Origin of the sequence: Gemmiger sp. An194 (assembly GCF_002160145.1) — a bacterium.
In the GTDB taxonomy this organism is placed as follows: domain Bacteria; phylum Bacillota; class Clostridia; order Oscillospirales; family Ruminococcaceae; genus Allofournierella.
The window spans coordinates 148,051-163,523 of the sequence record NZ_NFKA01000004.1; the positions used below are offsets into that span (position 1 = coordinate 148,051).

Annotated in this window: 10 protein-coding genes; all 10 read right to left on the minus strand. The window is 60.1% G+C overall.

Going from position 1 to position 15,473, the window contains the following annotated elements; genetic code table 11:
- Positions 1 to 16: 16 nt before the first annotated feature.
- On the minus strand, positions 17 to 2,611 hold the full coding sequence (gene mutS, locus B5F28_RS03990; protein WP_087293608.1) for a DNA mismatch repair protein MutS: 2,595 nt from the start codon (positions 2,609 to 2,611) through the stop codon (positions 17 to 19).
- 105 nt (positions 2,612 to 2,716) lie between these two features.
- The gene (locus B5F28_RS03995; protein WP_087293610.1) at positions 2,717 to 3,124 is read right to left on the minus strand and encodes a YlbF/YmcA family competence regulator; all 408 of its coding nucleotides are present in this window, start codon (positions 3,122 to 3,124) and stop codon (positions 2,717 to 2,719) included.
- Positions 3,125 to 3,208: 84 nt separating this feature from the next.
- Positions 3,209 to 4,591, minus strand: coding sequence for a tRNA (N6-isopentenyl adenosine(37)-C2)-methylthiotransferase MiaB (gene miaB, locus B5F28_RS04000; protein WP_087293612.1), 1,383 nt, complete (start codon positions 4,589 to 4,591; stop codon positions 3,209 to 3,211).
- A 191-nt stretch (positions 4,592 to 4,782) separates the two neighbouring features.
- Positions 4,783 to 7,344 carry an ABC transporter permease gene (locus B5F28_RS04005; protein ID WP_087293614.1) on the minus strand — a complete coding sequence of 854 codons (2,562 nt, stop codon included), beginning with the start codon at positions 7,342 to 7,344 and terminating at the stop codon, positions 4,783 to 4,785.
- Positions 7,345 to 7,350: 6 nt separating this feature from the next.
- Positions 7,351 to 8,022 carry an ABC transporter ATP-binding protein gene (locus B5F28_RS04010; protein WP_087293616.1) on the minus strand — a complete coding sequence of 224 codons (672 nt, stop codon included), beginning with the start codon at positions 8,020 to 8,022 and terminating at the stop codon, positions 7,351 to 7,353.
- 133 nt (positions 8,023 to 8,155) lie between these two features.
- Positions 8,156 to 9,103, minus strand: coding sequence for a sensor histidine kinase (locus tag B5F28_RS04015; RefSeq protein ID WP_087293618.1), 948 nt, complete (start codon positions 9,101 to 9,103; stop codon positions 8,156 to 8,158).
- The gene (locus B5F28_RS04020) at positions 9,096 to 9,782 is read right to left on the minus strand and encodes a response regulator transcription factor (RefSeq protein WP_087293620.1); all 687 of its coding nucleotides are present in this window, start codon (positions 9,780 to 9,782) and stop codon (positions 9,096 to 9,098) included. Before B5F28_RS04020 ends, B5F28_RS04015 begins: the two co-directional genes overlap by 8 nt.
- Positions 9,783 to 9,801: 19 nt before the next feature.
- The gene (uvrA, locus tag B5F28_RS04025; protein WP_087293622.1) at positions 9,802 to 12,642 is read right to left on the minus strand and encodes an excinuclease ABC subunit UvrA; all 2,841 of its coding nucleotides are present in this window, start codon (positions 12,640 to 12,642) and stop codon (positions 9,802 to 9,804) included.
- 3 nt (positions 12,643 to 12,645) lie between these two features.
- Positions 12,646 to 14,661, minus strand: a complete 2,016-nt coding sequence (gene uvrB / locus B5F28_RS04030) for an excinuclease ABC subunit UvrB (RefSeq protein ID WP_087293624.1) — start codon at positions 14,659 to 14,661, stop codon at positions 12,646 to 12,648.
- A gap of 51 nt (positions 14,662 to 14,712) precedes the next feature.
- Complete coding sequence (locus B5F28_RS04035) at positions 14,713 to 15,408, minus strand: JAB domain-containing protein (protein WP_087293626.1); 696 nt, start codon at positions 15,406 to 15,408, stop codon at positions 14,713 to 14,715.
- Positions 15,409 to 15,473: the final 65 nt, after the last annotated feature.

Here is a 15,473-nt window from a genome sequence, read left to right on the forward strand (position 1 = left end):
CCCTGAAAACGCCGCCTTATTGCAGCGCGTTTTTGATTTCACACAGGAATTGCAGCCCCTCGATACCGGTCAGCGTGTTCAGATCGGTATCCCGCAGCTTGTCCAGAATCTCGCTGGGCAGCGCCGGGCTGCTCATCTCCTCCACCACGCCGAAGTCCAGCTGCTCCACCTGCTGCTTCTTGGGCGCGGATGCCTCCAGTGCACGCAGCACTTCTTTGGCCCGCTTGGTCACACTGTCCGGCAGACCGGCCAGCTTCGCCACCTGAATGCCGTAGCTGTCGTCGGCCGGGCCGCGCACGATCCGCCGCAGGAAGGTGATGTCGTCCCCCCGCTTTTTCACTGCGATGTTGTAGTTCTTCACGCAGTCCATGGCGCTTTCCAGCTCGGTCAGCTCATGGTAGTGGGTGGCAAACAGGGTCTTGCAGCCAATCTGCCCGGCGATGTGCTCCACCACTGCCCGTGCAATGCTCATTCCGTCGAAGGTGGAGGTACCGCGGCCGATCTCATCCAGAATGACCAGACTGCGCTTGGTGGCGTATTGCAGGATCTCGGCCACCTCGGTCATCTCCACCATGAAGGTAGACTGGCCGGCGGCCAGATCGTCCGACGCGCCCACGCGGGTGAAGATAGCATCCACCACGCCCACCCGGCATTCCTGCGCCGGGACAAAACTGCCGATCTGCGCCATCAGGGTGATGAGCGCATTCTGGCGCATGTAGGTGGATTTACCGGCCATGTTGGGGCCGGTGATGATGAGCATGTTGTTTTCCCCGCAGTCCAGCAGGGTGTTGTTGGGCACGAACAGGCTACCTTTGAGCATCTGCTCGATGACCGGATGGCGGCCTTCGGTGATAATCAGCTCGTCGCCGTCGTCCACCACCGGGCGCACATAGTTGTTGTTTACCGCAACCTGGGCAAGCGCCGTGAACACGTCCAGCTGAGCCAGGGCGGAGGCGGTGTTCTGCACCCGCAAAATCTGGGCGGAGAGGTCCTGCAGCAGGTCCTCGAACAGCTGCCGCTCCAGTGCCAGCAGCCGCTCGCTTGCCCCCAGGATCTTGCCCTCCAGCTGCTTGAGCTCCTCGGTGATGTAGCGCTCCGCATTGGCCAAGGTCTGCTTGCGGATAAAGTTCTCCGGCACCTGATCGGTGAAGGACTTGCTGACCTCCAGATAGTAGCCGAACACCCGGTTGTAGCCAACTTTCAGGGTACGGATACCGGTCTCCTCCTTCATGCGTGCTTCCAGCTGGGACAGATAGCCCTTACCCCCGTGCACGATGTCGCGCAGCTCGTCCACCTCAGCGTTGTAGCCCTGCTTGATGACACCGCCGTCCTTCAGGGTGGCGGGGGTCTCCTCATCCAGTGCGGCAAAAATCCGGTCCCGGATATCCTCCAGGGGATCAATGCGCTGGGCCAGATCCTCCAGCTCCGGGCAGCCGCAGCCGGCGGCCAGCTCCCGGATCAGGGGCAGCTGGGTGCAGGTGCTGGCCAATGCGTAGATCTCCTTGGGGGTGGCGGAGCCGTAAACCGTGCGGGTCATCAGCCGCTCCATGTCGAACACGTGGGACAGCGCCTCGCTCAGCTCGGCCCGCTGGATGTTCTCGCTGTAAAGGGCCTGCACACAGTTGAGCCGGCGGTTGATGGCCGCCGAGCTGACCAAAGGCTGCTCCAGCCAGCTGCGCAGAAGGCGCTTGCCCATGGCAGTCTGGGTCTTGTCCAGCACCCAGAGCAGGGTGCCCCGCTTTTCCCGGCCGCGCATGGTCTCGGTCAGCTCCAGATTGGCGCGGGTCACCGGGGAAAGCTGCATGTACTGGGCCTCGGCGTAGCTGTGCACCAGCTTGAGCCGCTCCACGCCCTTTTTCTGGGTGCGATGCAGATAGCCCAGCAGTGCGCTCAGCGCCGCGTGGGCATTGCCGTCCCGGGAAAGGCCGGTGGCCTTGGACCAGTCCGCGCCAAACTGCTCGGTCAGCAGCCGCTCCACCTCATCCGGGGCGTAGCACTCGTCCTCCATCAGCTCCACCGAACAGGTCATGTGCTGCTTGATGTAGGCAGTCACATCCTTGAAATCCAAAAGGGCCGTGTTGAACAGCAGCTCACTGGGATTGTAGCGGCACAGCTCCGCGATCAGCTGGGTGGAGAGCTTCTCCCCTGCCAGCTCGGTGGTGTGGGCGCTGCCGGTGGAAACGTCGGCAAAGCAGACGCCGATGCTCCCGTTCTTTAAGTATACACTGCCGATGTAGTTGTTTTTGTCGTCCTGCAGCATGCTGCTCTCGATCACGGTGCCCGGAGTGATCACTCGGATGATATCCCGCTTGACCAGGCCCTTGGCAGCGGCAGGGTCTTCCATCTGCTCGCAGATGGCGACCTTATAGCCCTTTGCGATCAGCTTCGCCACATAGTTTTCGTAGCTGTGGAAGGGCACGCCGCACATGGGGGCCCGCTCCTCCTGCCCGCAGTCGCGGCCGGTGAGGGTAAGCTCCAGTTCCTTGGACGCCAGAATCGCGTCGTCGTAGAACATCTCGTAAAAATCGCCCAACCGGAAGAAGACGATCTCGTCCTTATGCTTCTTTTTAATTTCGAAGTATTGCGCCATCATGGGCGAAAGCTGTGCCAACGGTTATCACCTCTGCATTTTTTCAAACGGGAAAGAGTGCGGCCCAAAGAGCACTGGAACTCAGCACCCTCCGGGCCGCACGAACGCTTTTATGGCAAATGCCTTTTAGTGGCAGCCGGAGCAGGAAGAGCAGCTGCCGCTGCAGCCGGCCTGTGGCTCCTGTACGGTCATGGGATCGCCGCCGTTCATCGCGGTATTGATGATGGCGTCGATGTAACCGATCAGGGCTTCAGCCTCAGCCTTGGCCTCGTTGTAAGCAACCATGCTCTCGCTGTTCATAATGTCGGTGTACAGCTGGTTGACCTTGGCGTTCAGCTCAGCTACCTTTGCCTCGTCGCGCTCGTCCTTGGCGATCTCGTTGTTCAGATCCAGGCGGGCCAGGTTGAACTCGCCGATCATGTTCTGCAGGTTCTCGTCCGCATCGTTGGCTTTGCGGGCAGCATCCAGCGCCAGGTAACGAGCGTCGGTCTGCAGGGCAGCGGCGGCTTTCTTAAACAGGTCGATAACGTCCATGATAATTCTCCTTTGATTGGAACAATTTTATAATAAAAATATTATACCACAAAATTACAAAAAACAGCGGCTGGCGCAGTTTTTTCACACAAGCTCGCCTTTGAGCACCGTGCCGCGGGAACCGGTCAGGTGCACCATGGCATAGCTGCCCACCAGAGTGGGCTCGGCGGCAAACTCCACTACCAGGTTGTTGGTCAGACGGCCGGAAAGGGTGCCTTCGTCCCGCCCGGGGCCTTCCACCAGCACCCGCTGGGTCTGGCCGGTCATGTCTGCCACCAGCTTGCGGGCGATCTCGTCCTGCACGCTGAGCAGCCGGGCCATGCGGTCGGTCTTCTCCTTGCGGGTAATGGGGTCCGGCATGGTGGCGGCCTTGGTGCCGCTGCGCTTGGAATAGATGAAGGTGAACAGCTGCATGTAGCCCACCTTGCGGATCAGCTCCAGCGTACCCTCAAAATCCTCCTCGGTCTCGCCGGGGAAGCCCACGATGATATCGCTGGAGAAGGTGATTCCGGGGATCTTCTCCTTGGCATAGTCCATCAGCTCCAGGTACTGGGCCACGGTGTAGTGGCGGTTCATCTGGGCCAGAATCCGGTCACTGCCGCTCTGCACCGGCAGATGCAGATGGTTGCAGATCTTGTCCTGGGCGGCGATGGTGTCGATCAGCTTGCGGCTGGCATCCTTGGGATGGCTGGTCATGAAGCGGATGTGATAATCGCCGGGCACGGTGCACAGCAGGTTCAAAAGATCGGAGAAGTCGATCTGCTCATCCAGACCCTTGCCATAGGAGTTCACGTTCTGACCCAGCAGAGTGATTTCCTTGTAGCCTGCGTCTACCAGCTCCTTGAACTCGGCCAGAATGTCCGCGCTGCGGCGGCTGCGCTCCCGCCCGCGCACATAGGGCACGATGCAATAGGTGCAGAAGTTGTCGCAGCCGTACATGATGGGCAGCCAGGCCCGGAAGTTGGAATCCCGGCGGATGGGGGTTTCCTCCACCACCTCGGCCCGCTCGGTGGGCGTGAGCAGGATGCGCTTTTTGTTGCCGGCGATCTTCTCGCACAGCAGCTGCGGCAGGGTGTCGATGCCGTTCACACCGAACACGATATCCACAAAGGGATAGCTTTCGCGGATCTTGTCCACGATGCTCTGCTGCTGGGCCATGCAGCCGCACAGGCCGATGATCAGGCCGGGCTTGTCCTTTTTCAACCGCTTGAGCGCGCCCACGTTGCCAAAGACCCGCTGCTCCGCATGCTCCCGAACCGCGCAGGTGTTGAAGAGGATCAGGTCCGCCTCCTCCACCGAGTCGCACATACCGTAGCCGATGTCTGCCAGAACGCCCTTGATCTTCTCGCCGTCATTCACGTTCTGCTGGCAGCCGAAGGAATGCACATAGGCCAGCGGGGGGCTGTCGTACCATTTGGCCACCAGCTCCGCCGCCTGTTTGTTATGTTCAAAATGAATGATCTCCAAAATTTGAGCTCCTTCTGAAAATAGCTTGGTTTCAATACACCGTTTTAGTATACAATACTTTTGCCCGTTTCACAAGCCCTTTGCGTCGGATATCCGTGCCTCCGGCAGTAAAATTGCAGGCACGCAAAAGCCCCGGCCGCCGAAAAGTATTTTTCAGCGGCCAGGGCCTGTTTTCTATCGTATTCTTCCGGTTATTCCGCCTGCCGCATCCGCTCCACCACTGGCTGCCCGGCTCCGAAGTGCAGCGCCAGCCGCGGAACCAGCAGCCCCAGTCCCGCCAGCACAGGAACCGCCGCCAGAAGCGGCCAGACCACAAACCGGTAGCTGGTAAAGAACAGGCCATCCACCAGCGGCTTCACGCACAGCAGCGAAACGCCGACCCCTACACCCAGACTGCACAGGACGGTGAACAGCGCATAGCAGCTGCCCTCCAGTGCCACCATCGTCTGAAGCTGCCGCCTGGTCATGCCGATGGCCTCCATCACGGCAAATTCCCGGCGGCGTGTGATGATACCCGTCAGGATGGAGTTGACAAAGTTCAGCACACCGATCAGCCCGATCACCAGCGAAAGTGAGCCGCCCACCGCCACGAACAGAAATTGCATCCCGGTGTATTCCTGGATATAGCCGTCCCGGGAGCGGTAGTCCATCAGCGGGTCGATCTGATTGGTGTAGAGGTTCAGGTATTGCTCCATGGCCTCCACCGACTCCGGCTCCACCTCGAAGGCGTAGTTCATCTTGTTGGCGGTGTTGCACATTCCCGCATACACATCCGCCGTGGTGTAATAGACGAATTCGGAAAAGCTGGCCTGCGCCGTCTCACAGTAATAGGCGGGATTGATCACCGACAGGACAGTGAAAGTGCGCCGGGCGCCGTCTGCATCGTACAGGGTAACCACATCGCCCGCTTTGTGGCGCTGGTCCGGTTCCAGCTCGCCCTCGTCGTTCACCTGGCCCGCAAAAAGGATGTATTCACCGGTGGAAAGCTTCTGCCGGATCGTTTCCGGGTCGTGCTCCCCTTCCATCACCTGCAGATTGTTCAGAATGAAATCATCCGCTCCATAGATTACGGTAAGGGGATTCTTTTTCTCATCCACCGCCTGGGGCCGGTTTCTCCCGTCATTCCGGCAGGGGTTCCCCACTTCATCCCAGATGGTATCCTCCGGCCATTGGTACTCCTCCGCCCAGGAATAGATGTCGCACCAGATCGCGCCGCCCTGCACAAAGCCCTCCTGCGCCTGCACATTGGCAATCAATGTATCGCTCACCGCATCCTCACCGTCCAGTGCGCGGAAGGAATCGATTCCCCAATAGCGTGCGTTGGCCACCACAAAGTCCGTTTTGATGAAGCGTGCCAGATATTTGTCCATATCGAAGCTGCCCGCCAGCGTGAACACACTGTTCATGAGTACCAAAGAAAGGCTCATGGAAAGGACCACCAGCACGGCACGGCGCTTGTTGCGCCCCACATTGGACAGGGCCATCCGCCAGAGTTTCCCGCCGCCGGTGGAGCGCTTCGTCTTTTTAGCGGTTCTGCCGTTTCCTTCGGTATACCGGACAGCCTCCACCGGGGAAACCTTTGCGGCAAGCCGGGCGGGCTTACGCATACTCAGCAGCACCGTGATCACCGAAAAGGCCGCAGCCCCCAGAAAAACCGCCGGGTTCAGCGCCAGTTTGACATCGTCCACCGTATTGACCATCTGCAAAATGAGCGGTGTGAATGCCGTGCCCAGCAAAAAGCCCAGCACCAGCCCCACAGGGATGCCAAAGCCGCACAGCACCAGCGCCTGGCGGCGCAGAATCCGCCGGATCTGCTTTGCGGTGGTTCCGATGGTTTTCAGCAAGCCATAGTAGCGGATATCCTGCATGACGGAGATCTGAAAAATATTGTAGATGATCAGATACCCGGTGAGCATGATCAGCAGAAGAAGCCCCGCAACCGCGCCGATGCTGGCCCAGTCAGTGATCCCGGCGCCCACATAAGCCCAGTTCTCGTTCCATTCCACCTCTTCGGCAAGGCCCGCCTTTTCGGCCATGGCTCGCAGCTTACCGCTGATGTTGAAGCTGCCAGAAAAGGTCACATCACACTGAATCAATCCCACCTGGCTGCCAGTCTGTTTGCTTGCCTCGGTCAGTTCATCGGCATGCTCCGCAAGATAGGCTTCGCTCACGATACCGAAGCCCGTGTTCATGATATCGCTGTAGCCGAACCAGCCCACCAGTGTGAACCGGCGCTCGATCACCGGCTGGTCGTAGTCCAGCTTGAGCTGCAGCGTAATGGTCTGCCCTTCCTCGGGAGTGATTCCAAGCAGCTCCAGACTTCGCTCATCCATGGCGATCTCATCCGCCGCCTGAGGTACACGCCCGCCGGTCAGCTGGCAGAACCGGCGCTCGTAGGCATCCGGTTGCTGATACCACAGCTCCAGATGACGCTTTAAAAACTCCGGATTTTCCACCTCATAGGCACAGATGATGTTCCGGTCCAGAATGGCTCCCGCCGGGGCTGCCTGTTTGAGCTGGTCAAACTGCTCCTGGGTAAGGTCCTTGAAGGTGCCGTGAGCACTGCCGCCGGACTGAAGCATGGTGCTGTATTGAAAGGAAGCAATCAGGTTGCCGCCAATGGAAAACACACTGGTGAACAGGATGGTGGTGAGCATAATTGCCAGAATGGCAATCAGATTGCGGCCCCGGTTTGCCCGGAAGCTTTTGTCCGCCAGGCGATGCAGGGCCTTGCGGTTGTCGATCTTCAGCACAGCCCATCACCGCCCTTCCCGGATACGGCCATCCTCAATGCGCACGATCCGGTCCGCCAGCTGGGCAATCTCTTCGTTGTGGGTGATCATCACAATGGTCTGCCCGAATCGCTCGCTGGTCACCCGAAGCAGGCTGAGCACATCCTGGCTGGTCTTGGAATCCAGGTTGCCGGTGGGCTCATCCGCCAGAAGAATGGCGGGCTTTGTGGCCAGAGCACGGGCAATGGCCACCCGCTGCTGCTGGCCGCCGGAAAGCTGACTGGGCAGGCTTTGCAGCTTGTTTTCCAGCCCCAGCGTGGCGATGATCCGACTCACAAAGGCCCGGTCCACCCGGTTGCCGTCCAGTTCTATGGGCAGCACGATATTCTCATACACGTTCAGCACCGGCACCAGGTTATAGCTTTGGAACACAAAGCCGATCTTGCGGCGGCGAAAGATGGTAAGCGCATCCTTTTTCCGCTGGAAGATGTCCTTGCCCTCCACCAGCACCTTTCCGCTGGTGGGTTCATCCAACCCGCCCAGCATGTGCAGCAGGGTGGATTTTCCGCTGCCGCTGGTGCCCACGATGGCTACGAATTCCCCTTCCTCCACGGTAAGGTCCACCCCGTCCAGGGCGCGCACCTGGGTCTCGCCCTCGCCGTAGTATTTTTTCAGCGCTCTTGTTTCCAGAACGTTCATACCTCCAAAACCTCCCGATAAAAATAGTCTGTGCAGTAAAGATTGCGCGAACGCACTTTTCTTTACAGCACAGACTATACCAAACAAAGCTTACCGCAGCCTTACAGGCAGCGAGGCAAAACGAACAGTTCTGTCACATTTGCGCTTCCAGGGGCAGATACAGCGAAAACTCGCTGCCCTTGCCCGGTTCCGATGCCAGCTTGATGTAACCACCCTGCAGCGTGGTAATCTGCCTTGCCAGGGCCAGTCCTACTCCGACACCCAGGCTTTTTGACGCAGCGCTGCCCCGGTAGAACCGGCGGAACACCGCCGCCTGCTCCGCTTCCGGAATGCCGGGACCGTCGTCCTGCACGGTAATACGGCAGAGCATGGCGTACTGCTCACAGGCAACGGATACATGCCCGCCCGCCGGGGTGTACTTGATGGCGTTGTCCACCAGGTTGCCCACCGCCTCCTGGGTCCACTTACAGTCAAAGCAGGCCCGGGCACCCGTGGACAAAACCCGCAGCGAAACGCTCTTTTGCTCTGCCACGGGCCGGAAGGAATGTTCCAGCGCCCGCAGCAATGGTTCCAGCGCTTGAACCTCGGTCACAGGTTGAACAACTCCACTTTCCAGACGGGACAGCTTGACCAGCGCCTCAATCAGAAACCGGAGTTTTTCGGCCTCGGTGTTGACCTGAGCCAGCATGGGGCGGGCGGCTGCGGGCAATGGCTGCTCATCCAGCAGCTGTCCATAGAGCAGGATATTCGCCAGCGGGGTCTTGGTCTGGTGGGAGATGTCCCCGATCAGGGACTTGATTCGTCCCCGGTCCTCCTCGATTGCTTTGCGGGAAAGCTGACTGGAGTGCAGAAACCGGCTCAGCTTTTCCTCCAGGCGGGAAAGCCGGGCTTCGCTGTAGTCCCCCTGTTCAAAGCTGCCCGCAATGGCCTGCTCCAGCATCTGTTCCAGGCGGCGCATGGTGCGCCGAGTGTGCCAGCCATAAACGGCCACACAGATGCCTGCTGCCGCAACTGTCAGCGTGAGCAATCCCAGCAGCAGAGCCAACTGCCCGGGGGTGACACCAAAAAACCAATCATTCATTGGCGTTACCCTTCCAGATATAGCCCACACCGTAGACCGTTTGGATATAGCTGGGGCGACGTGGGTCCTCTTCCAGCTTGGCGCGCAGGCGGCGCACTGCCACGGACAGGGTGTTTTCGTCCACGAATTCACCGCCATCCCACACTTGATCCAGCAAGGTGTCCCGGGGAACGACCTGTCCCCGGTTTCTCACCAGCAGCTGCAGCAGGCGCTGTTCGGTGCGGCTGAGTGCCAGCTCAACACCCTGCTTTTCAAACTGGAGCCGGGCAAAGTCGAACCGGAAAGGGCCGATCTCCACCAGCTCCGGCCCGGCGGGTGCGCGGCGGCGCAAGGCGGCAGTGACTCTTGCCCGCAGCACCGCAAGACTGAAGGGCTTGGTAATATAGTCATCGCCACCCGCTTCCAGCGCCGCCACCTCGCTGTACTCGGTATCGTTGGCGGTGAGAAAAAGCACTGGAACCGGGTCCCGCCGGTCACGCAGCTGGCGGCAAAGCTCCAGCCCGCTGCCGTCCGGCAGGCCCAGATCCAAAAGGATCAGGGAAAACGCCCGCACCTGCAATGCCTGCCGGGCCTCGGCCAGCGAGGCACAGCGAACAAATTCATAGGGCTGCTGGCTGAATGCCAGAGTAATTCCCTCGCTCAGCGCCGCATCGTCTTCCACCAACAGGATGGTTTCCATGGAATCCCTCTTTGCTTTCTTATTCGGTCACCCGGTCCCGCTCCAGGATGGGGCCCAGGTATTTGCCGGTGTAGGAGGCGGGCACCTTGGCTACCTCTTCCGGGGTGCCGGTGGCCACGATGGTGCCGCCCTCGTCGCCGCCCTCGGGGCCCAGATCAATGATATGATCCGCCCGCTTGATGATGTCCAGATTGTGCTCGATGATGACCACGGTGTTGCCCGCGTCCACCAGACGATCCAGCACGGTGATTAGCTTGTGCACGTCCGCCACATGCAGGCCGGTGCTGGGCTCGTCCAGTACATACACAGTCTGGCCGGTCTCCCGCTTGGCCAGTTCCAGCGCCAGCTTTACGCGCTGGGCCTCGCCGCCGGACAGGGTGGTGGCACTCTGGCCCAGCTTGATGTAGCCAAGGCCCACGTCCAGCAAAGTCTGCAGCTTGCGGTGGATGCGGGGAATGTTGGCAAAGAAGGTGCAGGCCTCCTCCACCGTCATGTCCAGCACATCGGCAATGCTCTTGTCCTTGTATTTTACCTCAAGAGTTTCCCGGTTGTAGCGGGCGCCCTTACACACTTCACAGGGCACGAAGATATCCGGCAAAAAGTGCATCTCGATCTGCACGATGCCGTCGCCCTCACAGGCCTCGCAGCGTCCGCCCTTCACATTGAAGCTGAACCGGCCGGGGCCGTAGCCGCGCATCTTGGCGTCCTGCGTCTGGGCAAACACATTGCGGATGTCGGTGAACACGCCGGTATAAGTGGCCGGATTGGAACGGGGCGTGCGGCCGATGGGGGCCTGATCGATGCCGATGACCTTGTCCACATTTTCCAGGCCCTTGATCTCCTTGTATTTGCCGGGGCGGCGCTTGGCGCCGTTCAGCTCCATGGCCAGCGCCTTATAGAAGATCTCGTTGATCAGGCTGGACTTGCCGCTGCCGGACACACCGGTCACACAGATCATCTTGCCCAGCGGGATATCCACATTCACATTCTTCAGATTATTTTCGGCTGCGCCCACGATGCGCAGCTTTTTGCCGTTGCCCTTACGGCGGGTGGCGGGCACCTCGATCCGCTTGCGGCCGGACAGATACGCGCCGGTGATGCTGCGGGGGGCCTTGCAAATATCCTCCACCGAGCCCTCGGCCACCACCTCGCCACCGTGCACGCCCGCACCGGGGCCGATGTCCACGATGTAGTCCGCCTGACGCATGGTGTCCTCGTCGTGCTCCACCACCACCAGCGTGTTGCCCAGATCCCGCAGACGCTTGAGGGTAGCGATCAGCTTGTCGTTGTCCCGCTGGTGCAGGCCGATGCTGGGCTCATCCAGCACATAGAGCACGCCGGTGAGGGCGCTGCCGATCTGGGTGGCCAGCCGGATACGCTGGCTCTCGCCGCCGGACAGACCGGACGCACCGCGGGAAAGGGTCAGGTAATCCAGACCCACGCTCTGCAAGAAGCCCAGCCGCTCGCGCACCTCTTTCAGGATGCCGTCGCCGATGCGGTGCTCCTGATCGGTCAGCTGGATGTCGTTGATGAAGTTCAGCTCCTGACGCACGCTCATCTCGCACAGGTCGCTGATGTTCACCCCGCCCACAGTAACCGCCAGACTGGAGGGCTTGAGCCGCTTGCCGTGGCAGTCCGGGCATTCCACGCCGTTCATCACGGTGGCGATCTCTTCCTTCATCCACTCACTGCTGGTCTCCCGGAAGCGGCGTTCCAGATTGTTCACAATGCCCTCGAATTCGTTCAGGTAACGGCCAGAACCGAACTCGTTTTCCCGGTGCATCTCGATGCGTTCGCCGCCGGTGCCGTAGAGGATGGCGTTCACCGCCTCGGCGCTCATCTCCCTGATGGGAGTGTCCAGCGTGAAGCCGTATTTTTTGCCAAGGCCCTTGTAGTACATCTCGCTGATCGAGCCTTCGGCGTAGTACCAACCGCTGGCCTTGATGGCTCCCTCCCGGATGGACAGGTCCTTGTTGGGGATGATCAGCTCCGGGTCCACCCGCATGAAGGTTCCCAGACCGGTGCAGCGTTCGCAGGCGCCGAAGGGATTGTTGAAGCTGAACATGCGGGGTTCCAGCTCGTCGATAGAGATACCATGATCCGGGCAGGCATAGCTCTGGCTGAACTGCATCTCCTCCCCGCCGCTCACGTCGATGGTCACCAGACCGCCGGTGAGAGCGATGGCCGTTTCCAGCGAGTCTGCCAGACGGCTCTGCACGGTGTCGTTGATGACCAGACGGTCCACCACGATCTCCACGGTGTGCTTTTTGTTCTTTTCTAGACTGATTTCTTCGTCCAGATCATAGAGGTTGCCGTCGATGCGCACACGGGCGTAGCCGCCCCGCCGGGCTGCCTCCAGCTCCTTCTGCTGGGTGCCCTTGCGGCCCCGCACCACCGGAGCCAGCACCTGGAACTTGGTACCCTTGGGCAGCGCCAGAATGGCGTCCACCATCTGGTCCACCGTCTGCTGGCTGATGACCCGGCCACAGATGGGGCAATGGGGCACGCCGATGCGGGCGTACAACAGGCGCAGATAATCGTAGATTTCGGTCACGGTTCCCACGGTGGACCGGGGGTTCCGGTTCGTGGTCTTCTGGTCGATGGAGATGGCCGGCGAAAGGCCCTGGATGTCGTCCACATCCGGCTTTTCCATCTGGCCCAGGAACTGGCGGGCGTAGCTGGAAAGGCTCTCCATATAACGGCGCTGGCCGTCCGCGTAGATGGTATCGAAGGCCAGGCTGGACTTGCCGCTGCCAGACAGGCCGGTCATCACGATCAGCTTGTCCCGCGGGATAGTCAGGTTTACATTTTTCAGGTTGTGCTCGCGGGCACCCTTGATGACGATTTTATCGTTATTCAATGCTCAGAACTTTCCTTTCCTCTTTTTCGGCTTTGTTTCGTTAGCATCGTCGCTGGGATTCTCGCCCCGGCGCAGCTTTTCAATGCGGTCACGCAGGAAGGCCGCGTGCTCGAATTCCAGCAGCTTGGCCGCCTCCTTCATCTCGCGGGTCAGGCGGGTGATCAGCTGCTCCCGCTCCGCCTTGCTCATGCGGCGGGTGCCAAGCTTTGCGTTCTCCTTGTGGTCGCTGATTTCAATGCTGTCGCGGATGCTCTTCACGATGGTCTTCGGGGTAATGCCGTGGGCCTCGTTGTAGGCCATCTGGATGGAGCGGCGGCGCTCGGTCTCGGTGATGGCCTTCTCCATGCTGGGAGTGACCTCATCCGCATACATGATAACGATGCCGTCCGCATTTCGGGCGGCACGGCCGATGGTCTGCACCAGACTGGTCTCGCTGCGCAGGAAACCTTCCTTGTCCGCGTCCAGAATCGCCACCAGCGAAACCTCCGGCAGATCCAGGCCCTCACGCAGCAGGTTGATGCCCACGATCACGTCGATGGTGCCGGTGCGCAGATCCTTGATCAGCTCCATCCGCTCGAAGGTATCCACCTCGTGGTGCATGTACTTGACCTTGACCCCGTGCTCGGTGAGGAAGTCGGTCAGGTCCTCGGCCATCTTTTTGGTCAGGGTGGTCACCAATACCCGCTCGTTTCGGGCGGTGCGCTGGTTGATCTCGCCCAGCAGGTCCTCGATCTGGCCCTCCACCGGTTTGACGATGATCTGGGGGTCCAAAAGGCCGGTGGGGCGGATCACCTGCTCGGCCACCCGCACGCTATGCTCCCGTTCGTATTCGCCGGGCGTTGCGCTCACGAACACGATCTGGTTCAGCTTGCTTTCCACCTCCTCGAATTTCAGGGGGCGGTTGTCGAAAGCGGAGGGCAGGCGGAAGCCGAAGTCCACCAGAGTTTTCTTGCGGGCGTAGTCGCCGCCGTACATGGCCCGCAGCTGGGGCAGCATCACGTGGCTCTCGTCCACAAAGAGCAGGAAGTCTTTGGGGAAGTAGTCCAGCAGCGTGGTGGGAGTGGAACCGGGCGCACGGCCGGAAAGCACCGCGGAATAGTTCTCGATGCCCTTGCACATGCCCACTTCCTGCAGCATCTCCATATCATAGTTGGTGCGCTGGGCAATGCGCTGGGCCTCCAGCAGCTTGCCCTCCTCGGTGAACTTCTTCACCTGCCGATCCATCTCTTCCCGGATGCTCACAAGGCCCGCCTGCATCTTTTCCGGAGAAACGATGTAGTGGCTGGCCGGGAAGATGGCCACGTGCTTGACCACGTTCTTCCGCTCGCCGGTGAGGGGGTTCATCTCGCTGATGCGGTCGATCTCGTCGCCGAAGAATTCCACCCGGATGGCCACGTCGTTCATGTAGGCCAGATTGATCTCCACCGTGTCGCCCCGCACCCGGAACTTGTTGCGCACAAAGTTGATGTCGTTGCGCTCGTATTGCAGCTTCACCAGCCGCTTGCACAGCTCGTCCCGGTCCATCTGCATGCCGGGGCGCAGACTGATCACCATGCTCCGGTAGTCGATGGGGTCACCCAGACTGTAAATGCAGGACACACTGGCCACGATGATCACATCCCGCCGCTCGGACAAGGCCGCCGTGGCGGAATGGCGCAGCCGGTCGATCTCGTCATTGATGGCGCTGTCCTTTTCGATATAGGTATCGGTGGACGGAATATAGGCCTCCGGCTGGTAATAGTCGTAATAGGAAACGAAGTATTCCACCGCGTTCTCCGGGAAGAATTCCCGGAACTCGGTGCACAGCTGGGCCGCCAGCGTCTTGTTGTGGGCCAGCACCAGTGTGGGCCGGTTGACCTTGGCGATCACATTGGCCATGGTAAAAGTCTTTCCGCTGCCGGTCACACCCAGCAGGGTCTGAGCCTTATCGCCGTTCAGGATGCCCTGGGCCAGTGTTTCAATGGCCTGGGGCTGATCGCCTGTTGGCTGATAGGGCGCTACAAGTTTAAACTGATCCATTCGATCATCCTTTCTGTTCGCGGGCAGGGCCGCGTGTTTCTGCCGGCGGCCTCAGGTAAACAGGCTCTGGAACCGGTCGCTCTGCCGCAGGGAGATATAGCCGTCCGGCGCCACGATCACATGGTCCACCAGCTTCAAGCCAAGGGTCCCCAGCTTCTGGCGGATCTGGCTGGTCAGGTTCATATCCTCACGGGAGGGCAGCGCGAAGCCTCTGGGGTGGTTGTGGGCCAGCACCAGCTGGGTGGCGCCCAGAGTGATCATCCGGCTGCTGAGCACGTTCACAAACACTGACGAGGCGTTCACCGTGCCCTCGAAGCACTTTTCCACCTTGAGGATGTGGTTGCGGTCGTCCAGATACATGGCGTAGACCTGCTCCACCCGGGCGCCGTAAAACAGCGACTCCATGTGCTCGCCCACCTCTTCCAGGCTTTTCACGGTGCGCACCGGGCGGGTTTTGTGCTGGTGGTAGCGCCGGTCCACCGCCAGAAACAGGCAGATCAGCCGGGCGGTGGCAGGACCTACGCCCTCCACCTGGGTGAGCTCCTGCTCACTGGCCTCCAACACCCGGTCCAGCCCGCCGAAGTGATTCAGCAGCGCGTGGGCAACTGGGTTCACATCTTTGCGGGGAATGGCATGAAACAGGATATATTCCAGCACCTCATGGTCGGAAAAGCCGTCGAAGCCGGTCTCTTCAAACCGCTTACGCATGCGCTGGCGGTGGTTTGCGTGGATCTGCTGCTGTGCCATGCCGTGTTCCCCGTTCCCTTCAAAATTACGCTTTACGCGCTATTCTTTATATTATATACTATTTA